This is a genomic window from Thiorhodococcus mannitoliphagus (genome assembly GCF_010915725.1).
In the GTDB taxonomy this organism is placed as follows: Bacteria; Pseudomonadota; Gammaproteobacteria; order Chromatiales; family Chromatiaceae; genus Thiorhodococcus; species Thiorhodococcus mannitoliphagus.
The window spans coordinates 1-22,891 of record NZ_JAAIJR010000039.1 but is presented as its reverse complement, the minus strand read 5'-3'; the positions used below and the strand labels follow the sequence as shown (position 1 = coordinate 22,891).

27 protein-coding genes are annotated in these 22,891 nt (G+C 62.1%); 18 read left to right on the top strand and 9 right to left on the bottom strand.

Features of this window, described 5'->3' with window-relative positions:
- Nucleotides 1-12 precede the first annotated feature (12 nt).
- The 14 genes from pufB (G3480_RS11355) (at nucleotide 13) to G3480_RS11290 (ending at nucleotide 8,830) form a co-directional block, all read left to right on the top strand.
- The gene (pufB, locus tag G3480_RS11355) at nucleotides 13-153 is read left to right on the top strand and encodes a light-harvesting antenna LH1, beta subunit (RefSeq protein WP_164453637.1); all 141 of its coding nucleotides are present in this window, start codon (nucleotides 13-15) and stop codon (nucleotides 151-153) included.
- An 83-nt stretch (nucleotides 154-236) separates the two neighbouring features.
- Nucleotides 237-431 (top strand): light-harvesting antenna LH1, alpha subunit, encoded by a 195-nt coding sequence (gene pufA / locus G3480_RS11350; RefSeq protein ID WP_420824619.1) that lies wholly within the window; start codon nucleotides 237-239, stop codon nucleotides 429-431.
- 117 nt (nucleotides 432-548) lie between these two features.
- Entirely contained in the window at nucleotides 549-1,385 is an 837-nt protein-coding gene (gene pufL / locus G3480_RS11345) for a photosynthetic reaction center subunit L (RefSeq protein ID WP_164654007.1), read from the top strand.
- 16 nt (nucleotides 1,386-1,401) lie between these two features.
- On the top strand, nucleotides 1,402-2,373 hold the full coding sequence (gene pufM / locus G3480_RS11340; protein ID WP_164654006.1) for a photosynthetic reaction center subunit M: 972 nt from the start codon (nucleotides 1,402-1,404) through the stop codon (nucleotides 2,371-2,373).
- Nucleotides 2,370-3,443: a photosynthetic reaction center cytochrome PufC gene (pufC, locus tag G3480_RS11335; protein WP_164654005.1), complete on the top strand. Its 1,074-nt coding sequence runs from the start codon at nucleotides 2,370-2,372 to the stop codon at nucleotides 3,441-3,443. The genes pufM and pufC overlap by 4 nt, the downstream gene beginning before the upstream one ends.
- A gap of 156 nt (nucleotides 3,444-3,599) precedes the next feature.
- Nucleotides 3,600-3,746, top strand: a complete 147-nt coding sequence (gene pufB, locus G3480_RS11330; RefSeq protein ID WP_164654004.1) for a light-harvesting antenna LH1, beta subunit — start codon at nucleotides 3,600-3,602, stop codon at nucleotides 3,744-3,746.
- 83 nt (nucleotides 3,747-3,829) lie between these two features.
- A complete protein-coding gene (gene pufA / locus G3480_RS11325) occupies nucleotides 3,830-3,964 on the top strand; it encodes a light-harvesting antenna LH1, alpha subunit (protein ID WP_081763610.1) in 135 nt (44 codons plus the stop codon).
- A gap of 128 nt (nucleotides 3,965-4,092) precedes the next feature.
- Nucleotides 4,093-4,233 carry a light-harvesting antenna LH1, beta subunit gene (gene pufB, locus G3480_RS11320; protein WP_164654003.1) on the top strand — a complete coding sequence of 47 codons (141 nt, stop codon included), beginning with the start codon at nucleotides 4,093-4,095 and terminating at the stop codon, nucleotides 4,231-4,233.
- A 90-nt stretch (nucleotides 4,234-4,323) separates the two neighbouring features.
- On the top strand, nucleotides 4,324-4,512 hold the full coding sequence (pufA, locus tag G3480_RS11315; protein WP_164654002.1) for a light-harvesting antenna LH1, alpha subunit: 189 nt from the start codon (nucleotides 4,324-4,326) through the stop codon (nucleotides 4,510-4,512).
- Nucleotides 4,513-4,605: 93 nt separating this feature from the next.
- Nucleotides 4,606-5,034, top strand: a complete 429-nt coding sequence (locus tag G3480_RS11310; RefSeq protein WP_164654001.1) for a secondary thiamine-phosphate synthase enzyme YjbQ — start codon at nucleotides 4,606-4,608, stop codon at nucleotides 5,032-5,034.
- Nucleotides 5,035-5,037: 3 nt separating this feature from the next.
- Nucleotides 5,038-6,393 carry a RuBisCO large subunit C-terminal-like domain-containing protein gene (locus tag G3480_RS11305; protein ID WP_164654000.1) on the top strand — a complete coding sequence of 452 codons (1,356 nt, stop codon included), beginning with the start codon at nucleotides 5,038-5,040 and terminating at the stop codon, nucleotides 6,391-6,393.
- A complete protein-coding gene (idi, locus tag G3480_RS11300; protein ID WP_164653999.1) occupies nucleotides 6,390-6,962 on the top strand; it encodes an isopentenyl-diphosphate Delta-isomerase in 573 nt (190 codons plus the stop codon). The genes G3480_RS11305 and idi overlap by 4 nt, the downstream gene beginning before the upstream one ends.
- 105 nt (nucleotides 6,963-7,067) lie before the next feature.
- Entirely contained in the window at nucleotides 7,068-8,042 is a 975-nt protein-coding gene (gene lipA, locus G3480_RS11295) for a lipoyl synthase (protein ID WP_164653998.1), read from the top strand.
- A complete protein-coding gene (locus G3480_RS11290; protein ID WP_164653997.1) occupies nucleotides 8,042-8,830 on the top strand; it encodes a YdcF family protein in 789 nt (262 codons plus the stop codon). The genes lipA and G3480_RS11290 overlap by 1 nt, the downstream gene beginning before the upstream one ends.
- A gap of 142 nt (nucleotides 8,831-8,972) precedes the next feature.
- Here G3480_RS11290 and G3480_RS11285 read toward each other — a convergent pair whose 3' ends face one another.
- The 3 genes from G3480_RS11285 to G3480_RS11275 all read right to left on the bottom strand — a co-directional run bounded on the left by G3480_RS11285 (nucleotide 8,973) and on the right by G3480_RS11275 (nucleotide 12,053).
- Complete coding sequence (locus G3480_RS11285) at nucleotides 8,973-10,010, bottom strand: M14 family metallopeptidase (RefSeq protein ID WP_164653996.1); 1,038 nt, start codon at nucleotides 10,008-10,010, stop codon at nucleotides 8,973-8,975.
- Nucleotides 10,011-10,105: 95 nt separating this feature from the next.
- Nucleotides 10,106-10,513: a secondary thiamine-phosphate synthase enzyme YjbQ gene (locus tag G3480_RS11280; RefSeq protein WP_164653995.1), complete on the bottom strand. Its 408-nt coding sequence runs from the start codon at nucleotides 10,511-10,513 to the stop codon at nucleotides 10,106-10,108.
- A 118-nt stretch (nucleotides 10,514-10,631) separates the two neighbouring features.
- Complete coding sequence (locus G3480_RS11275; RefSeq protein ID WP_164653994.1) at nucleotides 10,632-12,053, bottom strand: glutamate-cysteine ligase family protein; 1,422 nt, start codon at nucleotides 12,051-12,053, stop codon at nucleotides 10,632-10,634.
- A gap of 664 nt (nucleotides 12,054-12,717) precedes the next feature.
- Here G3480_RS11275 and G3480_RS11270 point away from each other — a divergent pair.
- Entirely contained in the window at nucleotides 12,718-13,596 is an 879-nt protein-coding gene (locus tag G3480_RS11270) for a DMT family transporter (RefSeq protein ID WP_164653993.1), read from the top strand.
- Nucleotides 13,597-13,603: 7 nt separating this feature from the next.
- Here the strand turns inward: G3480_RS11270 and cysB are convergent, their stop codons facing one another.
- Nucleotides 13,604-14,545 (bottom strand): HTH-type transcriptional regulator CysB, encoded by a 942-nt coding sequence (gene cysB, locus G3480_RS11265; protein WP_164653992.1) that lies wholly within the window; start codon nucleotides 14,543-14,545, stop codon nucleotides 13,604-13,606.
- Between the two features lie 205 nt (nucleotides 14,546-14,750).
- Between cysB and G3480_RS11260 the strand changes: the two genes are divergently transcribed.
- Nucleotides 14,751-17,249 (top strand): AMP-binding protein, encoded by a 2,499-nt coding sequence (locus tag G3480_RS11260; RefSeq protein ID WP_164653991.1) that lies wholly within the window; start codon nucleotides 14,751-14,753, stop codon nucleotides 17,247-17,249.
- A 130-nt stretch (nucleotides 17,250-17,379) separates the two neighbouring features.
- On the top strand, nucleotides 17,380-18,333 hold the full coding sequence (locus tag G3480_RS11255) for a DNA ligase (RefSeq protein WP_164653990.1): 954 nt from the start codon (nucleotides 17,380-17,382) through the stop codon (nucleotides 18,331-18,333).
- Here the strand turns inward: G3480_RS11255 and G3480_RS11250 are convergent.
- The 5 genes from G3480_RS11250 to G3480_RS11230 all read right to left on the bottom strand — a co-directional run bounded on the left by G3480_RS11250 (nucleotide 18,330) and on the right by G3480_RS11230 (nucleotide 20,893).
- Entirely contained in the window at nucleotides 18,330-18,470 is a 141-nt protein-coding gene (locus G3480_RS11250) for a hypothetical protein (RefSeq protein WP_164653989.1), read from the bottom strand. The two genes, G3480_RS11255 and G3480_RS11250, sit on opposite strands and share 4 nt — an antisense overlap.
- 71 nt (nucleotides 18,471-18,541) lie before the next feature.
- Nucleotides 18,542-18,745 carry a hypothetical protein gene (locus tag G3480_RS11245; protein WP_164653988.1) on the bottom strand — a complete coding sequence of 68 codons (204 nt, stop codon included), beginning with the start codon at nucleotides 18,743-18,745 and terminating at the stop codon, nucleotides 18,542-18,544.
- A gap of 393 nt (nucleotides 18,746-19,138) precedes the next feature.
- Nucleotides 19,139-19,702, bottom strand: coding sequence for a peptidylprolyl isomerase (locus G3480_RS11240; protein WP_164653987.1), 564 nt, complete (start codon nucleotides 19,700-19,702; stop codon nucleotides 19,139-19,141).
- Nucleotides 19,703-19,810: 108 nt separating this feature from the next.
- Entirely contained in the window at nucleotides 19,811-20,425 is a 615-nt protein-coding gene (locus tag G3480_RS11235) for a hypothetical protein (protein WP_164653986.1), read from the bottom strand.
- 21 nt (nucleotides 20,426-20,446) lie between these two features.
- Nucleotides 20,447-20,893, bottom strand: coding sequence for a rhodanese-like domain-containing protein (locus G3480_RS11230; protein ID WP_164653985.1), 447 nt, complete (start codon nucleotides 20,891-20,893; stop codon nucleotides 20,447-20,449).
- A 138-nt stretch (nucleotides 20,894-21,031) separates the two neighbouring features.
- Here G3480_RS11230 and G3480_RS11225 point away from each other — a divergent pair, with 138 nt between their 5' ends.
- Complete coding sequence (locus G3480_RS11225; RefSeq protein WP_164653984.1) at nucleotides 21,032-22,561, top strand: helicase HerA-like domain-containing protein; 1,530 nt, start codon at nucleotides 21,032-21,034, stop codon at nucleotides 22,559-22,561.
- Nucleotides 22,562-22,891 lie beyond the last annotated feature (330 nt).

Here is a 22,891-nt window from a genome sequence, read left to right as displayed (position 1 = left end):
GAGGATTGACAAATGGCTGACAAGAGCATGACTGGTCTGACCGAGCAAGAAGCACAAGAGTTCCATGGCATCTTCGTGCAGAGCATGACGGCATTCTTCGGGATCGTCATCATTGCGCACATCCTGGCTTGGCTGTGGCGCCCCTGGCTGTAATCAGATTGGGTTAAATGTTGACCTAAGTCGTGGTCAACCTTTCTGTATGAGTCCCGTATCTATTTATCTCTAGGAGAATGATGATGTCACCTGATCTCTGGAAAATGTGGCTGCTGATCGATCCTCGCCGTGTCCTGATCGGTTTGGCTGTGTTCCTGACCATTCTTGGTATTGCCATCCACATGATTCTGCTGAGCACCGCCGAATTCAACTGGCTGGAAGATGGCGTTCCCGCCGCTTCGGTCCAGCAAGTGACGTCGGTTGTCCCCCAAAGGTAATCGCGTCCTTTTTGGGGGTGGTAGGTGAGGCCTGTCGGCGCGACAGGTCTCACCTGCCGCTGACAGTGCTAAGAGGAGGCAGCCATCTGGAATGCCTCCCCAGCAGAGGATTTTACGATGGCCATGCTCAGTTTTGAGAGAAAATACCGCGTCCGTGGCGGGACGCTGATAGGGGGAGACCTATTCGACTTCTGGGTGGGGCCGTTCTACGTCGGCTTCTTCGGAGTCGCGGGTGCCTTCTTTACGCTGTTGGGCGTACTCCTGATCGTTTGGGGTGCGACCATCCAACCTAACGCCGAACTCCAGACCTACAATATTTGGCAGATCAGCATCGCTCCCCCTGATCTTAGCTACGGTTTAGGGATGGCGCCACTCACTGAGGGTGGATTGTGGCAGATCATCACGATCTGCGCGGCCGGTGCCTTTATCTGTTGGGCGCTACGAGAAGTCGAGATTTGCCGGAAGCTCGGCATCGGCTTTCACATTCCATTCGCCTTCGCGTTCGCCATTGGCGCCTACCTGGTGCTCGTGGTGGTCCGTCCGGTCCTGCTCGGTGCTTGGGGTCACGGTTTCCCTTACGGCATCCTCAGTCACCTGGATTGGGTTTCGAATGTGGGATATCAATTCCTGCACTTCCATTACAACCCGGCCCACATGCTTGCGATCACGTTCTTCTTCACCAACTGCTTAGCCTTGTCCATGCATGGGTCCTTGATCCTGTCGGTGACGAATCCGCAGAAGGGCGAAGAGGTTAAGACCAGTGAGCACGAAAACACCTTCTTCCGCGATATCGTCGGCTACTCAATCGGTGCACTCGCTATCCATCGTCTCGGCCTCTTCTTGGCTCTGAGCGCGGTGTTCTGGAGCGCGGTTTGTATCGTGATCAGTGGCCCCTTCTGGACCCGCGGTTGGCCGGAATGGTGGAACTGGTGGCTTGAGCTCCCGCTCTGGTAGGATCTAGGAGACTACAATGCCCGAATATCAGAACATATTTAATAGCGTGCAGGTGCGCTCTCCGGCTTATCCCGGTGTGCCGCTGCCGAAAGGCCATCTGCCACGCATCGGCAATCCGATCTTTTCCTACTGGCTTGGAAAGATTGGTGACGCTCAGATCGGCCCGATCTACCTCGGCTTTACGGGAACGCTGTCGCTGATCTTTGGCTTCGCGGCCCTTTTCATCATCGGCTTCAACATGCTGGCCTCGGTCGACTGGAGTGTCATCCAGTTCCTGAAGCACTTCTTCTGGCTAGCACTCGAGCCGCCGGCACCACAGTATGGTCTGACCATTCCTCCTCTCTCTGAGGGCGGTTGGTGGCTGATCGCTGGTGGGTTCCTGACGGCGTCCATTCTGCTTTGGTGGGTGCGTACCTATAAGCGTGCAGAAGCCCTTGGGATGAGTCAGCACCTGTCGTGGGCCTTTGCTGCGGCGATCTTCTTCTATCTCAGCCTCGGTTTCATCCGCCCCCTGATGATGGGCAGCTGGGCAGAAGCGGTCCCCTTCGGCGTCTTCCCTCATTTGGACTGGACGGCAGCTTTCTCGATTCGCTACGGCAACCTGTACTACAACCCGTTCCACATGCTGTCGATCGCCTTCCTCTATGGCTCTGCCCTGCTGTTCGCCATGCATGGTGCGACCATTCTGGCTGTTAGCCGCTTCGGTGGTGACCGCGAGATCGATCAGATCACCGATCGCGGTACGGCGGCTGAGCGTGCGGCCATCTTCTGGCGCTGGACCATGGGCTTCAATGCTTCCATGGAATCCATCCACCGCTGGGCTTGGTGGTTCGCGGTCTTGACGGTGATTACCGCTGGTATCGGCATCTTGCTCACAGGTACTGTCGTTGAGAACTGGTACCTCTGGGCCGTGAAGCACGGTGTTGCTCCGAACTACCCGTCGGAAGTGAACGTTGTCGATCCGTACGCAACGGGGGTGGCACAATGAATATCGGCAAGAATGTTTCGATCCCCCTAGCTGCGGTCGTTGCCTCTGTCGTGCTGATCGGTTGTGAGCGTCCGCCGCCAGAAGTCGTGCAGAACGGCTATCGTGGCCTGGCCATGGAGCAGAACTATAATCCACGTCTGCTCGAGGCTAGCCTCAAGGCGAACATGCCGCCTGCGGCGATCCCGGCAGCTGCCGAGGGTGGTGCTAAGGTCTCGGATGTCTACGAGAATGTTCAGGTCCTTGGCGATCTGACAGTCGCGGAGTTCACGCGGACCATGGTTGCCGTGACGACCTGGGTGTCTCCAAAGGAAGGCTGTAACTACTGCCATGTCCCAGGTAACTGGGCGTCGGACGACATTTACACCAAGGTCGTTTCACGTCGCATGTTCGAGCTGACCAGAAACACCAACGCCGACTGGAAAGACCATGTCGCGGCAACTGGCGTGACCTGCTATACCTGTCACCGTGGCAATCCGGTTCCGCAGTATGTGTGGACCACCGATCCGGGTCCGGGGCAGCCGTCTGGCATGCAGCCGACTGGTCAGAACTATGCTTCGTCGACGGTCGCTTATGCGTCGCTGCCCTATGATCCCTACACGCCGTTCCTAGATCAGGCGAATGAGATCCGCGTGATTGGTCAGACTGCCTTGCCCTCGGGCAACCGGACGTCGCTTAAGCAGGCGGAGTGGACCTACGGTTTGATGATGCAGATCTCCGACTCGCTCGGCGTGAACTGCACCTTCTGCCACAACACGCGGTCCTTCTTCGCTTGGGATCAGAGTACGCCTAAACGGACGACTGCCTGGTATGCCATCCGCCACGTGCGTGATATCAACCAGAACTACATCTGGCCGTTGAACGATGTCCTTCCTGCGTCGCGTAAAGGTCCCTACGGCGACCCCTTCAAGGTGAGCTGTATGACTTGCCACCAAGGGGTGTATAAGCCGCTGTATGGTGCGCAGATGGCGAAAGACTATCCAGGTCTCTATGGCACGCCCAAGGCTGCGGAAGCGGCGCCAGTAGAGCCGGCACCTGTAGAAGACGCAGCACCTGCTCAGCAAAAGCTGTAGCCATCGGATAGAAGTTGGGCAGGGAAGCCCGCGCGGTGCCACACGGATGACGGCGCTGCAGAGCTGGCCGGAATGGCAAAGACCGCATTCATCGGCTGGCGCATGGTAAGTGACTGAATCGTTTAAGCCATCCTGACAATCTGTGAGAGATATACAATGGCTAGCGAGAACCGCTCGATGTCTGGACTCACTGAAGACGAGGCCAAGGAATTCCACGGCATCTTCGTGTCCAGTTTCGTCGCGTTCACGGGGATCGTCGTGGTTGCACACGTCCTCGTGTGGTTGTGGCGTCCTTGGCTGTAATAGCCTAGGGTTTTTGTGTTAGTGACCGACCGGGCGATTGTTGTAAACAGCAGCGCCCACCAGTAAGAGACCGGAGAATACACATGCATAAGTTATGGCTGATCTTTGATCCGCGTAGGACCCTAGTTGCCCTGTTCGGCTTCCTGTTCGTGCTGGGCCTGTTGATTCACTTCATCCTGCTTAGCAGCCCGGCCTTCAATTGGCTGAGTGGCTCCTGAGAACACTTCAGGTGTAGGTTGCGTCCGAGGCGCCTTCAAAGGGCTCTCTGACGCGCCAAAGTGATCCTGGCCGCGAGGCATCGCGGTAACGACCGACAGGTCAAACAAAAGATATTGAGGGTACTTCAATGGCTGATAAGAGCATGACCGGACTGACCGACGAAGAGGCAAAAGAGTTTCACGCGATCTTCGTGCAGAGCATGACCATGTTTTTCGGCATCGTCATCATCGCGCACATCCTTGCTTGGCTCTGGCGTCCCTGGCTGTAATTGCCAAGTATCCGCCGCGTGGCGGATCTAAAGACGGGGTGCCGGTGAGCCAATCACCGGCGTCCCGTACTTTGCTCAGGAGACATCTAGATGCACAAGATTTGGCTGATGTTCGATCCGCGCACCGCGCTGATCGGCCTGTTCGCTTTCCTATTTTTGCTTGCGCTGGCGATCCATTACATGCTGTTGTATTCCGATGGGTTCGATTGGCTGCAAGGCCCGGATTACAAGCCCGTAGAGATGATTCAAGGCATGAACGCCCTTCCGGCGGGAAAGTAAGTCCGACAGTCGAGTGTCCCGACGGGCGGGGGGAGAGACAGATTCTCGCCCCGCCCGTTGCTATTTGAGCGGCAGAAACATCGAGCGTCCGAAATGCGGTTTCATTGCGAGAGCTTGATCATTCCGACCGAGGCGTCGATTCAGATCATTGATGTTTCGGAGCGCGTTCGCGGTGTCTTCGAGCACTGCGCGGTGCGTAATGGTCAGGTGACCGTGACCTCGGCGCACACCACAGCCTTCGTGGCGCTCAATGAGAGAGAGCCGAAGCTCCAGCAAGATATGCTGGAGTTTTTGACAGAGGTGGCGCCGCCCGGGCGCGGCTATCGTCACGACCTCGACCCAGTCGACGGACGTCCGAATGCCCATTCGCATCTCATTGGGCTCTTCATGAACGCCTCGGAGACGATCTTGGTGTCCGATGGCAAACTGCTGCTCGGGGAGTGGCAGTCGGTCTTCTTCATTGAACTCGACGGCCCCCGCGAGACGCGCAAGCTGAGGGTGCAGGTCGCGGGAGAGTCCTAGATCATGAAAGACGCCGAGTGGTCAGGGTTTTTCGCAGATGCGAAGGCCCTTGATCCAGATGCCTACATCAGGCTCGACTATTACTTCGAGTGCTCCGGGGACCCGGATCTTGCTGCGGCGCATTTTTGCGCGGAGCAGTCGACGGCACAGTGGCGGCGCATCGGTTTCGATGAAGATCTGAGGCCAAGGTTCGGGGCGAGGGTCATCGACCTGGAAGTCCTCGCCTCCGGCAGGACCTCATTCAGTTACGATATCGGCAAGCGCACCCCTGGTGAGGTGACGGCCTGTCGTGTCCGTATCGCACATCCGCACGCGAACTTCGGGCCGCGTATCCCAAATCTGCTCAGTGCCGTCTGCGGCGAGGGCACCTTTTTCGCCCCTGGTCTCCCCGTCGTCAAGCTGCTCGACATCCATTTCCCGGATGCCTATCTGGATGCCTTCGAAGGACCACAGTTTGGAATGCGAGGCTTTCGGGATCTGCTCCAGGCCTATGATCGGCCGATCTTCTTCGGCGTGATCAAGCCGAATATCGGCTTGCCGCCGGAGGCCTTTAGCGACCTCGGCCACGAAAGCTGGCTGGGTGGCCTGGATGTCGCCAAGGACGACGAAATGTTGGCAGACACGCCTTGGTGCCCGCTCGAGCGACGCTCTGCCTTGCTTGGGGCAGCGCGGCAGCGCGCAGAGGCGGAGACCGGCTGCCCCAAGATGTACCTCGCCAATATCACAGACGAGGTGGATCGGATGCTCGATCTCCATGATGTGGCGGTCGCCAATGGCGCAAACGCGGTCTTGGTGAATGCCATGCCGGTTGGCCTGAGCGGTGTGCGGATGCTCCGCAAGCACGCTCGCGTGCCGCTCATCGCCCATTTTCCCTTCATCGCGCCCTTCAGTCGTTTGGACCACTTTGGCATTCATACCAAGGTCTTTGCCAAGCTGCAGCGGCTTGCTGGGTTCGACGTCATCATCATGCCAGGCTTCGGCGCGCGCATGCACATGAGCGATGACGAAGTGTGTGATAACGTGGCGGCCTGCCTGGATCCCATGGGGCCGATCAAGCCGAGTCTGCCGGTTCCTGGCGGCAGTGACTGGGCGGGTACCCTGGAGCCGCTCTACCGCAAGCTCGGCTCGGCGGACTTCGGTTTTGTTCCTGGCCGCGGCGTTTTCGGGCATCCTATGGGGCCGCGCGGCGGTGCGGCGAGCATCCGCCAGGCCTGGGATGCCATTGTGAAGGGTGTTGACATCGACACGCATGCCATTGCCCATGAAGAGCTTGGGGAGGCGATTCGTACCTTCCGCAAGCCCTCCGATTCGGCGCCAGCCGAGCAATCCGATGACAAGCGCACTGGAGGTGAACCTTGAGTGCCCAAATCGTTCCGCCCCTGGCGGCAGGAGACCTGGAGCGGGCCGCGCAACGCGACGCCATGGAGCAGGTCATCGTGGTCGACGGCGCGGACCTCGCCACTGGTGTGGCTGGTAAGCTCGAGGCCCATCGCGATGGGGATTTGCACCGGGCGTTCTCGATCCTGGTGTTCAACGCAGAGGGTGAATTGCTGCTCCAGCGCCGCGCGGACAGCAAATATCACTTTGCCGCGCGCTGGTCGAACACCTGTTGTGGTCATCCCCGGCCCGGCGAGAGCACGCCCATGGCTGCGGGTCGGCGTTTGAAGGAGGAGTTCGGCATCCGGGTACCACTGGCGGAGCGGGACGAGCTTGTCTATCGCGCCGAGGACGCCGGGACGGGCCTGATCGAGCACGAGTACCTGCATATCTTTCATGGTGTCTACGCGGGTGATCCGCGCCCAGATCCCACCGAGATAGGCGCTTGGCGCTGGATGGCACCGGTTGCAATCCGCCGCGCCCTGCAACTGCATCCCGACTGGTTTACCCCTTGGTTCCACATCTTGGTGGGCCGCGTGCTGCCCGACTGAGGGACTCATCCTTCCGGCACCCTTGGTTGCGTCAATCGAGGGCGTGCAAGCCGGCTTCTCAGACCCCATAACACCAGCTCAAGCGGTTGGATGAAAAAGGGCTCTATGACCGAACCTGCTTCTCTCAGCGCGCCATCGCGCGCGACACCAGATACCCATCAGCGCGGCAAAGACAAGGTCTCGCGCATTCCCGTCAAGGTGGAGTCTCAGGACCCGCCCCTGCGTAAGCCAAGCTGGATCCGCGCCAAGGCGCCGGTCGGTCCGGGGGTTGCGCGGATCAAGAAGCTGCTGCGAGCATCCAAGCTCGCGACCGTGTGCGAGGAGGCCATGTGTCCCAACCTCGGAGAATGCTTCAATCACGGCACCGCGACCTTCATGATCCTCGGCGACGTCTGCACCCGACGTTGCCCCTTCTGCGACGTCGCGCACGGGCGGCCCGAGCCGATCGATCCGAGTGAGCCGGAGCATCTCGCCGATTCAATCGCGACCATGGGACTACGCTACGTTGTCATCACCTCGGTCGATCGAGACGATCTGCGCGACGGAGGTGCGGGGCATTTCGCAGCCTGTCTGCGCGCCGTTCGGATCCGCAATCCGGAGACTCGGCTGGAAGTCCTTGTCCCGGATTTTCGCGGCCGTGAATCCCTTGCGCTCGACGAGTTCGCAGGGGACGCCGTTCCCGACGTCTTCAATCATAATCTGGAGACCGTGCCGCGACTCTATCGCCAGTCGCGCCCAGGTGCCGACTATGCGGGATCGCTGCGGCTTCTCGCGGGGTTCAAGGCGCGCCATCCGCGGGTGCCGACGAAGTCCGGGCTCATGCTCGGTCTCGGGGAAAGGCGCGAAGAGGTGCTGCAGGTGATGCGCGACCTGAGAGATCAGGGTTGCGACATGTTGACGCTGGGTCAGTATCTGCAGCCGACCCGCGAGCATCTGCCGGTGGTGCGCTATTGGACGCCGGAGGAGTTCGAGGAGCTGCGAGTGCTGGGTGAGGCCATGGGCTTCTCGAACGTCGCGAGCGGTGCCATGGTGCGCTCCTCCTACCATGCCGACCGGCAGGCCGACGACCTTCTCGGCTGATGCTTTATAGCATCATCAAGAGCTTCTTGATTCCGCCCGGCGTCATCATCCTGATGCTCGCCCTTGCGCTGTGGCTGAGGCATGGGGTCGCCGCGCGGCTCCTCACCTTTGTGGCCTTCACGACCCTGACACTCTTGTGTCTGCCCGTGATCGCGACCAGCCTCATGGGTCCGCTCGAGCCCTACCCGGCCATCAACCTCGAGGCCGTCCCGGCGTCTGCGGAGGCCATCCTGATCCTGGGGGCAGGACGTCGCACGGACGCCCCGGAGTATGGCGGGGACACGCTCGACGATTTCAGCCTGCGCCGCGTCCGCTACGGGGCTTTGCTCCACCGCGCGACCGGGCTTCCAGTCTATGTCACCGGCGGACGGCTGCACGACGAGGGCGCGCCGGTGGGACGGCTGATGGCCGAGGTGCTCATCTCCGAGTACGGAATCCCGGTTGCAGCGGCCGAGACCGAGAGCCGGACGACCTGGGAGAACGCCACGCTCACCGCGCCTTTACTCGCCCAGAACGGCATCCACAACGTCTTGCTGGTCAGCGATGCCTGGCACTTGCCGCGTGCCGTCGCGATCTTTGAGCAGGTGGGGCTGCGGGTGACGCCGGCACCCACGGCCTTCGTGCATCGCCCGGATTGGGGCGAGGACATGAGCTACGCGGACTGGCTGCCCTCGATCAAGGCGTTCTCGACGAGCGCCTATGCCATTCATGAACACCTTGGGCGTCTCTGGTATCAGCTGCGCGCCTGGACCCAGGGTGTGTCGCCACCCGAGCAGGTGGCCGGCTAAGGCTCACGTCGTGATTCCGGTGCCCCGGAGCATGGCACAGCGGCCGTAGTCGTCTGCGAAGGCGGCGCAGCGGGGTGCCGCTCCCACCGAATCGAGCGGCTGCGGCGCTGTTCCACGCGAACCGCCAGTCGACCTGACCGATCTATCGAGCGCGCTGTGGGACGTGCCTGCCATAGCGTTCCATCAAATAGCAGAGGCAGTCCTGTCGGATGACCGTCTCATCGAGTGTCAACATCGAGGGCATCACCGCCTGACGCAGTCTCAGCTGCCCCTGGTCGAGACTGAAGAAGCGTGCGCCGACGTCCTGCCCGAGTTCGTCACGGACATCGAGGCCGATGCCGTCGTTGCCTCGACAGGTGGCGAACAGGGTCCCCGGCGGCAGCTCGCAGAAATTCATCCGCTCCAGCTCGGGGTCGAGGATCAGCTCCCCATCACCGACCGAGAAGCTGAAGTCCACATCCTCGGGTACCCGCACCTGCGCAACCGTGTGGTAGAGGTCGATGTCCTGGGGCGCCAGCGGCTCGGCGGGAATCTCTGTCAGGTGCAGCGCGGCATCGATGAAGCTGCGTGCATGCTCCAGACCCTGTTGGTCACCGACCTTGCCGCATTCCACCGTCACCGCAGGACAGAGGCGCGCCATGGCCATCGACTGCACGCCGGCTGGCCGGATGAAGTAGACGACGGTTCGGCTGAAGAGCGTTGCAAGGCGCAGAAAGCGATTGTCGATGACGTTGATGCAGGCGTAGTGCGGGTTGACGCCGGTGTTATTGTGCAGGTCCAAGCTCGCGAAGACGCCGCGCTCGGCCATGATCGCCACGACACGGGCCATGAGGTCGTGCTCGAGCGTGGGGGCAACTGGACTGCCGGGCCAGACGCGGTTGTAGTCGGGCTGCCCGGGCAGGCGTCTGACGCCACTCGCCGCCGCCGTGACATTGCCAATGAAGAGACTCAATGCGCGCGGCAGCCGCAGCTCTCCAAAGCGCTCTAGGCGCTCGCTCAGCAGGCTCCGGATTGCGTCCCATCCAACCGTCTCGTTGCCATGCATGAGGACGGAGACAAAGAGCGGGGGCTCGCGCGCGCCGTCCAGGTGGATCAGGGTCGGTGCCCCCAAGACGGCGCCGAGTTCACGGCTATCCGTCTCCAGCAGGTCATTGGGCAGTGTGTCGAACGCTTGCAACATCGGAGTCAGTGTCGGTCTTGCCGTCGCGAAATGACTTGATGCGGATGATTATGGGGCCGGAAGGCCGCCGACGTCTTCCGCAAGATTGTGGCGCGCTACTCGCCCAGGATGGTGCAGATGACCTGTCGCGTCTGCCGAGGGCCGTCGAGTTCGCACAAGAAGATGTTTTGCCAGGTCGAAAGTCCGAGCTGGCCATCGATGAGGGGGATGCTCTCTGAGGGGCCGATCAGCCCGGCCTTGAGATGCGAGTCACCGTTACCGTCTTGTGCGTCGTGGCGCCACACCCCGCGGGGGATGAGCTTGCGCAGCAGCTCGACGACATCCGTCTGCACGCTGTCATCCCAGTTCTCCTGGATCATGATGGCCGCGGTTGCCCCTTGGGCGTAGACGTTCACCAGCCCGTTCTGAATGTCGCTACGCTCCACGACCGCGCGCACCTGGGGTGTGATGTCCACCAGGACCTCGCGCGTCGCTGTTGAAAGTTGGATGCTCTCTCGGTGCAAGCCTTGATCTCCGAGTAGTCGCTATCGTGGAAACTCTCAGGGGCGCCAACAAGCACGCAGGCCATTGAAATCCAGAGCCCTCATTATGCCCCTCGCCTTTGGACTGGCCTGGCTAGAGTCAATCTAGCGTCCATGCGTGTACGGGTTTGCCGCTGGCCTGGTGCTCGATATAGGCGGTTGTCAGTCCGGCCATATCAGGCCCATGCCGCTCGACCCAGGCGCGCTGCCAGCGCGCGCCTGTGCGTCTAGCGCGCAGCCGGGCGGCGATGATGCCGAGCCAGTGCTCGACCTCGGCGGGCTCGACACCAGCGCGCAGCAAGCCAGCCTTGGCGCGCGGGAGCAGGTCTTCTTCCAGGATCCGGGCCACGGGCAAGGTTCTGCCGTCCAGCCAGGGGATCTCCGCGTCCAGTCCCCGATGCGCGCAAGTGTAGAAGCCCTTTTGTGCGTGCAGGAACATCAGCTGGCTCTCTGGTGGTGTCTCGGCGTGCGCCAGATCCTGCATCATGCCGAAATAGAAGGCCGCATTGGCGATGGCGTCGGGTACCGAGGGACCGGCAGGCACCACGCGGTGCTCGATTCTCAGATGGGGGCGCCCATCCGGATCGAACCCGACTAGGGGGCGATTCCAGCGCCAGATGGTGCCGTTGTGCAGACGCAGGTGGGTCAAGTGTTCGGGGGGATCGTCCGTCACATGCGGCAGCAGGATGGGATAGCGGTCGATGTTGGATTGGAAGGTCTCCAAGATCGACGCCTGGGCGTAACGAAAGCCGAAACTGACCCTCTCTTGAAGGACCGCACCGCCGACGGAGACGGCTTGCTCGAAGAGCGGGATACGCGTCTCGTCCCAGAGATCGCGGCCGAAGAGGTAGGGCGAATTGGCGCTGATCGCCACCATGGGGCCGCTGACGATCTTGGATGCATTGTAGACCCGCGCCGCCTCGCTCGGTCGGACCTTGAGGTGGATCTGAAAGGATGTGGCGCCGGCCTCGAGCATGACGTCGTGCCAGGTCAGCTCAAGGCGGTCGCGTCCCTCGATCAGCAGCTTGAGCGGACGGTTGTGTCGCAGCGCGAAGACCTGCTCGTTCAAGGCCCGGTAGCGCTCGCGCGGCGTCATGAAGGCTGCGGTCAGATGCTCCGGGCGAACGGTCGGCAGGATCCCGATCAGGGCGAGCCGGCTATCCAGCGCTGCCGCGGATGCGTTGGCGTGGGCAAGTGTCTGGGTGAGTTCCTCCGCGAGCAGGGAGAAGACCTGGCCGCCGAGCGGCCTGGCGGTGCCGTTGAACTCCACATTGAAGGTCGCGAGCTCCGGAACCACTAAGGGGTCCTGCAGCCGGGCCAAGAGTGCCTCGACCTTTGGGGCGGGCGTGGCGTCCGGGGCGACCAGCCAGGCCTCGAGTTCGAATCCGACGGTCGGCTCGCTGTCGTCGAGCCGCCCCTCTTTAAGCCAGGTCTCAAGCAGCCTGGTCTCCTGGCGCAGGCGCGCGGAGAAGCGATTGAAATCCCCTGTGGTGAAATGCGATGCGGCGATGTCCTGGCCCATGCAGCTTCCCCGAGTGTTCTTTGTGCTGATTCGCGCAAGATGAGGGAGACTTAGGTGATTTCCGGGAAACAACATACCCACAGTTCCGATCCCGATGGGCAAAGCCCTGGCGATGCGCTTCTTTCGGAGTGCCGAGGGTCGAGGGGCGTGCCCATCATTCCAGCTCAGCGCTTTACAGGATGGGCACGTCCGTCCAGCGCCGAGGTGACGTTCAAGCCCCGCGTGCGGACTTTGCCCATCCTACCGACCCGTGCCTTTTAGGTAAGGTCATTTCCGGAGTTCGCCTTAGGATCATAGTTGCATCCTCAGCCATTCGGATAGTCATTGGTGACGTCAGTCGTCCTTAGAAAGTGTCCATCAATTATTTCCCGATGCGAGCGATGCCGCCCGAAATCCCCCCTAGCCCCCCTTTGCGAAAGGGGGGAAGTTGTTGATGAACGCTTTCTTAGACTCGATGGGGGATGCTCGCGCCCAGGGTTGAAGCGTCAGGAGCAGGCAGACTTGGTGGACTTCTTGAGATCACTCATCGGCGACGATCAGGCCCTGGTGCGGGAGGCATGCGCCGTTCCAGTGGGGGATGTTGGAACCGGACATTCGCTGCGATCCAACAAGCACCGAGCGGCAGTGATCCTCTTGGGTCGAAGGCCCCCGAGCCTGAAGCGCCATGGCCGCGCCTAGCTGGCTGCTGGCAGCCTTGCCGCCGCTCTTCTGGGCGGGGAACGTCGTGCTCGGGCGGGCGCTTCATGCGGAGCTTCCCCCGCTTGCGCTGGCCTTCTGGCGTTGGCTGTTCGCCGCACTCATCCTGCTTCCCTTCGCCATCGGCGCCTTGCGTACCCAGTGGCCGATCCTGCGTCGGCACTGGCGGATGCTGAGCCTGCTCGCCCTGCTGGGTATCAGCGGCTACAACACCTTTCTCTACCTCGGCCTCCAGACGACCACGGCGACCAATGGGGTGCTGCTGACATCGACCTGTCCGGTACTCATCGTTGTCTTCTCCTTCCTGTTGCTGCGGCAGGGTATCCGGGTGTCTCAGGCATTCGGCATCCTGCTGTCGCTGCTCGGCGTGGTGCTGATCCTAACCCAGGGAAATCCGGCGCGACTCGTCCATCTGCGGCTGGACCAGGGCGATGCCTGGATCCTGGTGGCGGCGCTGACATGGGCGCTCTATTCCGTCTCTTTGCGTTGGCGGCCGGCCGGACTCGATCCGCTCGCCTTCCTGGTGGCCATCATGATCCTCGGCGTGATTCCGCTGCTGCCGCTCTACCTCTGGGAGCTGAGCCAGGGTTATCGGATCCAGCTCAGTCTCGTCAATCTTGCGGCCATCGGCTACGTCGCCCTCTTTCCCTCGGTCCTTGCCTATGTGTTCTGGAACCGGGCGGTCGCGGAGCTGGGGCCCAACCGCACCGGGCTCTTCATCCACCTCATCCCCGCCTTCGGGGCCCTGCTGGCCATGCTGTTGCTCGGCGAGCAGCTTGGCGGATTTCATGCCGCCGGTATCGCACTCATCCTTGCGGGCATCTGGTTCGCGACCCCGCGTCGATGAGCAGGTCTCAGATGGCGTAGTCGCTGCCGTCTCCGCTCATCGCCAGGTCGATCACCTTGCGCGTCAGATGGGGGGCGAAGAACTCGATGAAGTCGTAGATATAGCCGCGCAGCCAGGCGTTGCGGCGGATGCCGAGGTGGGTGACGCTGGAGTCGAAGAGGTGGCTGGCGTCGCGCATCCCCAGGCCCAGGTCCATCTCGGGATCGTAGGCCATGCGCGCCACGATCCCGATGCCGAGCCCCATGCGCACATAGGTCTTGATGACGTCGGCGTCCAAGGCCGTGAGCACGACGCGCGCCTCCAACCCGTGGCTCTGGAAGGCGCGGTTGATCTGATTGCGGCCGGTGAAGGCGGAGTCGTAGGTGACGATCGGCCAGTGTGCGATCTGCTCCAGGCTCAGCGGCTGGCCGCTCAGAATGGGATGGTCGCGCGGTGCGATGACGCAGTGATTCCATTCGTAGCAGGGTAGGCTCAGCAGCTCGGCGTAGTCGGCCACGGATTCGGTCGCGATGACCAGATCCGCCTCCCCGGCCCGGACCAGCTCGCAGACCTGGGGCGGATTCCCTTGCTGCAGCGAGAGCGCGACCTCCGGGTAGCGGCCGATGAAGGCCTGGATGACGGGCGGCAGGACATAGCGAGCCTGAGTGTGCGTGGTCGCGATGGCGAGCGTGCCCGCCGACTCCGCGCTGAACTCCGCGCCCACCTGCTTGAGATTGTCGAGATCCCTCAGCATGCGCGCGGCGATGGCCAGCACTTCCCGACCAGGTTCGGTGATCGCCACCAGCCGCTTGCCCTGGCGGGTGAAGATGTCGATTCCAAGCTCGTCCTCGAGCTGGCGGATCTGCTTGGAGACACCGGGCTGGGAGGTGAAGAGTGCCTCCGCGGCCGCTGAGACATTGAGCCTCTGGCGAGCCACTTCATGGATGTATCGGAGCTGCTGAAGGTTCATGCAGGCTGTGTCCGCTGAATGGCCTGGGTTGACCGGAGCCCGCGCGCCTGAACTCCAGCCTGACTTCCGCTGAGTATGGTGCCGCTGAGGCGACACCCATCCGGTTTTACCGATCGAAATCCGCCTTGCGCGGCCGGCGGGGATTGCGGATTGTCGTTTTGGCTTATCATCCGGCACTCATCATTGCAGACGAAGACCGCGACCTATGCTCCTGGGACAACACCAAGTACCTGCTCTCATTTGGAAGGATCAACATGTCGGTTATCGCGAGTTGCTCGCGCGTATCGACGCAGTGTCGCGTCAGTTTCCCAAAGTCCCTTGCGACAAGGTGGCGATCTTCGCCGAAAATCGGCTCGATTGGGTCTACGCCTTCTACGCGGGCCTGAAGCAGGGCTGCACCCTGGTCCCCATCGACTTCATGAGTTCGGCGGAGGATGTCGCCCATATTCTGCGTGACTGCACACCTTCGCTGGTGTTCTGCTCCAAGAGCACCCACGAGGTCTTGGCTCAAGCCATGGGAGCGAGCGGTCATCAGCCTTCGGTTCTGGTGCTGGACGACCTGGATTTGACTGCTGCCGATCGCAAGGCTGAGCCCTTGCCGGCGCCAGCGCTCGACAAGACCCTGCTGCTGATCTACACCTCGGGCACAACCGGGAGCCCCAAGGGGGTCATGCTCAGCTGGGACAACCTGCTGGCCAATCTCGAATCGATCTCAGAGGACGTGCCCATCTACACCCCCGGGCAACGTACCCTGGCGCTGCTGCCGCTGCACCACATCTTTCCCTTGCTGGGCGCGCTCATGGCGCCGCTATACACCGGCGGTACCTGCGTCTTTTCGCCGTCCCTGGCATCGGAGGACATGCTGCGGGCGCTGAACGACAATCAGGTGACGATCATGATCGGCGTGCCGCGCCTCTATCAGCTGATCACCAAGTCGATCAAAGACAAGATCAATGCCAGTCGCCTGACCCGTCTGCTGTTCCAACTGGCCGCCAAGATCAATTCCCGTGCCTTCTCCAAACGACTCTTCGCCAAGGTGCATGCGCGTTTTGGTGGCCAGATTCGCTTTTTGGTCAGCGGTGGTGCCAAGCTGGATGAGGATGTCTTTCGCGATCTGACGACCCTCGGTTTCGAGGTGCTGGAAGGCTTCGGCATGACCGAGGCGGCACCCATGATCACCTTCACCCGCCCTGGCGAGTCCACACTCGGTGCTGCTGGCCGTCCGATGTCCTGCAATGAGGTGCGCATTGTCGATGGCGAGATCATCACCCGTGGTCGCAACGTCATGCAGGGCTATTACAGGCGCCCGGAAGAAACCGCCGCAGTGGTCAAGGACGGCTGGTTGCACACCGGCGATTTGGGCTATCTGGACGAGGCGGGCGCCCTGCATGTCACCGGTCGCAAGAAGGAGATTATCGTCTTGCCCAGCGGCAAGAACATCAATCCAGTCGAGATCGAGGCAAAGCTCTCTGCCTCGACCGACCTCATCAGTGAAGTGGCCGTGTTCCAGCATCAGGACAGCCTGGAGGCCGCTGTGGTGCCGGACTTCCGCAAGGCACGGGAACAGGGCATCGCCGATCTCCAGAAAACCCTCAACGAGCAGGTACTGGCGCCCTATAACAAGGCGGTTACGCCATACAAGAAGGTCCTGAAACTGCACTTGCTGGGAGAAGAGCTCCCCAAGACGCGGTTGGGTAAGCTGAAGCGCTTCTTGCTGCCCGACATGGTGGCGTCGAACGAGACCCGAACGGCTGACTGCGCGGAGCCGGACTATCCCGAGTACAAGACGATTCAACAATTCCTTCAGCAACAGAAGGACTGCGCGGTCTATGCCGGCGATCACCTGGAGCTGGACCTTGGGCTCGACTCACTCGACCGCGTCGGACTGCAGTCCTTCCTGCAGGCCACCTTTGGTGTCGGTGTGTCTGACGAGACCTTGATGGATCACCCGACGGTGGAGCGCATTGCCGATTTTATCCGCGACAAGAAGACGAAAATGGCCGTCTCTGTGGTGGAGTGGGCGGAGATCCTGAAAGAGCGCAGCGAGATCCATTTGCCGCGCAGTTGGGCCGCGCACAATCCGCTGCGCCACGGCATGGCCCTGCTGGCTCGCGCCTATTTCCGCTTGAGTGCCACGGGGCTGGAGAATCTTCCGGCTGGCTCCTGCATCCTGGCGCCCAACCATCAGAGTTTTCTGGATGGCCTCTTCGTCGCCGCCTTCCTGGACAATGCGACCATGAAGCGGACCTATTTCTTCGCCAAGGCCAAGCACGTCAACAAGCCTTGGCTCCGCTTCCTCGCAGCGCGTAACAACGTCATCGTGCTGGACCTGGAGCGCGATCTCCAGCACGCCTTACAGAACCTCTCGGAGGTCCTGCGCCAAGGCTGCAACCTCATCCTCTTTCCGGAGGGAACCCGCAGTAAAGACGGCACCGTGGCCCCGTTCCGTAAGACCTACGCCATCTTGAGCCGTGAATTGGGTGTGCCGGTCGTGCCGGTGGCCATCAAGGGCGCCTGGCAGGCCCTGCCTAGCGGCTCCTGGTTGCCCACGGCCTTCGCACCGATCGAGGTCAGCTTCCTACCCGCCGTCGAGCCGGGCGCGCGCAGCTACGAGGCATTGAATCAGGCGGTGATGGAGCGCGTGGTGGCTGCGGTTAGCGGGTCTCCACGACCCGATGCCGACCGCGACCAAGCTAGCGCTTGATCTTGCGCCAAGGGCTGCCGCTTCCAGCTCCCGCGCCGTCATTGATACAGATGGTTTTACACGATAAGTTGTCGACGCAAGCCCTCTCGGCTAGTCTTCCCTGCCAGGGAAGTTCTAACGGAGGCCATGCGTGCGACTCATCTCAACCTCTCACTGCTCTTGGCTCGCGATTCTGCTCGCTCTGCAGGGTCCCTTCGCGGGCGCAGTCACTCAGCCAGACCCTCACCCAAGCAAGCATAGATCGACTCCCGAGCAGGCTGGGGCGAGCGATCTTGGGGGCGATGCCGCGAGCGCCGAAGCCGACCCTGTTCGACCGCCGGACCTCATGCTCGCCGCGGTCTATCAGGAGGGGATGGATCTCGCCGGCTACTGGGTGAGCGAGAAGCTCGACGGCGTGCGGGCCTACTGGGATGGCGAGCGTCTGATCAGTCGTGGTGGGACGTTGATCCATGCGCCCGGCTGGTTTACGCGCGACTTTCCGAAGACCCCCTTGGATGGCGAGCTATGGGGCAGTCGTGGGGCCTTCGAGTGGGTCTCCGGCATCGTGAGACGCCTAGAGCCGGACCCCGATGCGTGGCGCAAGGTCAGATTCATGGCCTTCGATGTGCCGACGCTTGGCGGCCCCTTCAGCGCTCGGCTGGCCGCGCTCGGGGATGTGGTTGCGGCATCCGGCAGCGCCTATCTTGCGGCCGTCGATCAGCAGGCCGTTGGCGATCACGCGGACCTCATGGCGCGGCTGCGCGCTGTTGAAGCGCGCGGGGGCGAGGGCCTGGTGCTCCACTGGGGCGATGCGCGCTACCGTGCGGGTCGCTCGGCGTATCTGCTCAAGGTCAAGTCATACTTGGATGCTGAGGCACGCGTCGTCGGGCATGTCCCGGGGCGGGGGCGACTGCAGGGAATGCTCGGGGCGCTGGTCGTTGAAGACGAGGACGGACAGCGGTTTCGTGTCGGGACCGGCTTTAGCGACGCGGAGCGCCGTTCGCCGCCGGCGATCGGTAGTTTGATCACCTTCAGATACCAGGGGCGCACGGAGCGAGGCATCCCGCGCTTTGCGCGCTTTCTGCGGATCAAGAATGACGACTAGGCGAGCATGGGGTCACGCTGTCGCCAGCGGCGGGTGCTGTGGGTGCCTGTGAGATCTGATGTGCTCAGCCGGCCCGGCGTCGAGTCTGGGCCGAGCATGGTCGCGATGTAACGCTCATGAAGGCGTCGTCGCGTCATTGCGACAGTCTTTACGAAATGGGCGCCGGATGCGAGGGCCGGCCGGCGCCTGATGTCGATGCGGAATGGATTCAGCCGCAAAAGGGGTTGAGACTGCTCAGGACATCGGCCTCTATTTGCCGCTCGAATTTGCCGAACCGGTTGGCGACCTGCGCACCTTGGTACGACTCGGCCCAAGGTTGGAGCTGCAACGCTGGCTGCTCGCGATCCCAATGCGAGCTGAAGTACGGCTGCTCTGCGCTGCTTTGCGTTGAAGCTTGATCGCGATAGGGCATCTTTGGATCCTCGGTCTGTGCGAAAACGCTTTGGTAGCGCCTGTAAAGCAAATGTCATGCCGGGCGTTTCTGAATTCAAGGCCAGAGCGGCATCAGTCAATGGCCGAGCCCTGCTGCAAAGGCTGCCAGCGGCTCCGACTGGGTCATCTTGGAAAGCATCATCACACCCACTGCCGGTGACGTCTGTGGACGGTTTCCCAACTTGCGAGCAAACGCAGGCCGATCGACAAAGTGCCCGTCTCCGGTGCGCGGCATGCACCTATGAGGTGCATGCCGCCGCAGGCTTGTCTGCTTAGAAAGTGACCCTCAACAACTTCCCCCCTTTCGCAAAGGGGGCCAGGGGGGATTTTGGACGGGATCGCTCACATCGGGAAACAATTGATGAGCGCTTTCTTAGAGCTGACGACAGGACTCGAGCGTCACCTCAGAGCTGGTTCGACCAGACCGCGAGCCCTGCTGCTCCATGGTCTTCACGACATCCATGCCGTCCACCACCTTGCCGAAGACGACGTGCTTGCCGCTCAGCCAGGGGGTCGCTGCAAGGGTGATGAAGAACTGCGAGCCATTGGTGTTGGGGCCAGCATTGGCCATCGCCAGCTGGCCCGGGCCGGTGAAATCGAGATCGAAATTCTCGTCGGCGAACTTCTCCCCGTAGATCGACTTGCCGCCGGTGCCGTTGCCGTTGGTGAAATCTCCACCCTGGACCATGAAGCCGGGGATGATGCGGTGGAAGGGGCTGCCCGCGTAGCTCAGGTCGTCCCCCTTCTCGCCGGTGCAGAGCGCGCGGAAATTCTCCGCGGTCTTGGGTGCGACATCCGCGAAGAGTTCCAGGGTGATGGTGCCAGCAGGCTCGCCGGCGATGCTGACGTCCATGGCGACCTTGGGATTCTCCGCGAAGGCGGGGGCTGCGCTTGCAGCGAGCACGAGCGCTGTGGTGATGGCGGTGAGCTTAGACATGGTGATTCCTCTATGCGTTGGTTTTGCTTGGTGTGTGGGAAAACGGAGCGACGCACAGCCGCGGATTGGCTGGATGCGGACTGTCCATCGCGGATATTGGCGCATGGGCTATGGCGGCGCGGGCTCATCAAGGCGCTCGAGGCCGGTCGGTGGCGGTAAGCGCCGGGCCAGGCTGTCCGAGACCTCGCCCTGGCCCGCCTGGTAGATGGCGCCCGACTCGAGCATGATGCTGACCATCACGGCGATCAGCAGCGGAACGACGCCGATGCGCGCCCAAACGACTTCGCCGAGGTGCTGTGACTCCAGTTTGTGTCTTTGCATTTCCTGCATGGCCGGCGGTAGATCGCGGATCTGCGCCGCGATCTCGGCCTCTGTCGTCGCGCCCAGCCAGCCGAGGCTCAGCAAGCCGCCGCAGAGGACATAGGCCGCGATCAACAGCCTGTATCGCTCTGCGGAGAGCCGCCAATGGACGGCGACGAACCAAGGCAGTCGTCCAGGGCGTGATGCGCGCAGCCAGGTCAGGCCGATCACCATGAGGGACAGTGTCAGTGGGGCCGCGATCGCGACCCACTTGAAGCGTCCGAGCACCGAATCCGGCTGCGCCATGGATCCCGCCAGCAAGGCCACGCCGATCAGCAGGTTGAAGACAATGAGATTGACCATCGCCAGCTCATGTGGTGCCTTGGCCGCTTTGCGAGTCGCCTCGTCGACGTGGATCAGCATGGAGTCGGCCGTCCTTTAGGTTCAGCAGTCGGAGCAGGGTTTCATCGGCAGGCCGCTTCGGATCCAGCCAGGCCCCGCCTTGCTGCCGGCCATGCCCTCGGGCACGTTGTAGACGTTGGTGAAGCCGATGGATTGTAGCTGCTCTTGCAGGTAGGTGCTGCGGTTGCCGGTGCGGCAGATCAGGGCGATCGGGGCCGACTTGTCGCCTCCCATTTCCTTGAGCAGCTTGCTCAGAAAAGCGGAGGGGCCCTTGGGGTCAGCCATGTCGACCCGCTTGGCTACCGTGGCGATGCCGGTCTGACGCCACTCGCCGGGTGTGCGGATGTCGATCAGGGTGATCTCGCCCGCTTGCGCCTTGGCGAGGGCATCCTCGGCGCTTAGGTTCGGTCCTGCGGCCTCTGAGCAGCCAACGGTCAGCAGAAGCGCGACAAGCAGGAGTGTCAGCCAACGAAGTCTCTTGTACAGCATGGTCGTCTCTCTCGGTATTGGAAATCGGAATACATCAGGGCCGCCAGGATCAAGATACGCCCTACAGGCAGCGTGCGAAGGGTGACGGTTATACTCGCGGCCGGACACGAGTTACCAGAACTACACGGAGTGCTGTCAATGACAACTTCCATTCTCGTCGGTAAGCAGGGCGAGCAAGGCATTTCCATCCTCGCGCGCATGGCCAACCGTCACGGCCTGGTCGCCGGGGCGACCGGAACGGGCAAGACCGTGACCCTACAGCGCCTGGCAGAGCAATTCAGTCGCATGGGTGTCCCCGTCTTCCTGGCCGATATCAAGGGCGATCTCTCGGGCATCAGCCAGCCCGGGGGTGGCAATGCGCGCGTCGCCGAGCGGGCAGCGGAGATGGGGCTCGAGCAGGAGGAGGGTTTCGACTATAGCGCCAATCCCGTCATGTTCTGGGACATCCTCGCCGAGCAGGGACATCCTGTCCGCACCACCTTGAGCGAGCTGGGTCCCATGCTGCTGTCTCGCCTGCTGAATCTCAACGAGGTGCAAGAGGGCGTCATCAACATTGCCTTCCACCTGGCTGACGAAAATGGTTGGCTGCTGCTGGATCTCAAGGACCTGCGCGCGCTCTTGTCCCATGTGGCCGACAATGCCAGCACGCTTCAAACCCGTTACGGCAATGTCTCCAAGGCGAGCGTTGGTGCCATCTTGCGGCGTCTGCTGGTGCTGGAGCAGCAGGGCGGAGAGCGCCTCTTCGGCGAGCCCGCCCTCGTGCTTCAGGACATGATGCAGACGGACGAGCAGGGTCGCGGCTACATCAACGTCCTGGCCGCGGACAAGCTGATCCACACCCCGGCGCTCTACTCCATCTTCCTCCTGTGGCTGCTCTCGGAGCTGTTCGAGGAACTCCCCGAGGTCGGTGATCCGGACAAACCCAAGATGGTGCTCTTTTTCGACGAGGCCCATCTGATGTTCGATGACGCGCCCAAGGTGCTGCTGGACAAGATCGAGAAGGTGGTGCGGCTCATCCGCTCCAAGGGCGTGGGCGTCTACTTCGTCACCCAGAACCCGCTCGATGTTCCGGAAGCCGTGCTGGGGCAGCTCGGAAACCGCGTGCAGCATGCGCTCAGGGCCTACACGCCCAAGGATCAGAAGGCGGTGCGCGTGGCCGCCGAGACCTTTCGGCAGAATCCGGACCTGGATACCGCGACGGCCATCACGGCCTTGGGCGTCGGCGAGGCGCTGGTCTCGACCCTCGATGCTGAGGGCATCCCCGGCATGGTCCAGCGCGTCCTGATCGCGCCGCCAGGCAGCCGCCTCGGGCCTATCACCGCAGCGGAGCGCGCGGCGGTTGTGGCGCAATCGCTCGTCAGCGGTGTCTATGACGCCGCGGTGGACCGTGTCTCCGCCTACGAGATCCTCGAGGAGCGCGCCAAGCAGGCGGCAGCGGCCAGCGCCGCGCCCGAGATTCGGGACCTCTCCGACGATTTCGGCGGCGCTGATAAGCCTGCGCCCCAGTCCAAGGCGCGGCGCCAGAGCAGCGGGCGCTCCAGTGGACGGCAGAGCCCCATCGAGGCCTTCGCGAGCAGTGCGATGCGCTCCCTGGGCACGCAGATCGGGCGCCAACTGGTGCGTGGCATCATGGGCTCCCTGCTGGGCGGCGGGACGCGGCGGCGCTGAGCGGCATCCACGCGCTGGGGGTGAGCTTGTCGGGCGTTTGCTGATGCAGGGAGCCAAGCTGATCGTCGGGGGGGCCGAGTCTGTCCTGTCGCTGCGCCATCGCTCAGGTGCTGGGTGCCTCGCTGGTCTAGCTTGGGCTCGCTGGCGGCTGAGCCAGCCAGGGATAGACGCTCTTAGGCGATTCCCGGGAAAGGAAATACCCGCCGGCTCTTTAAGAGGACGGGGGGCCGTCTCCACGCAAGCTTTGAAAGCGTCCATCAACAACTTCCCCCCTTTCGCAAAGGGGGGCTAGGGGGGATTTCGGGCGGCATCGCTCGCATCGGGAAACAA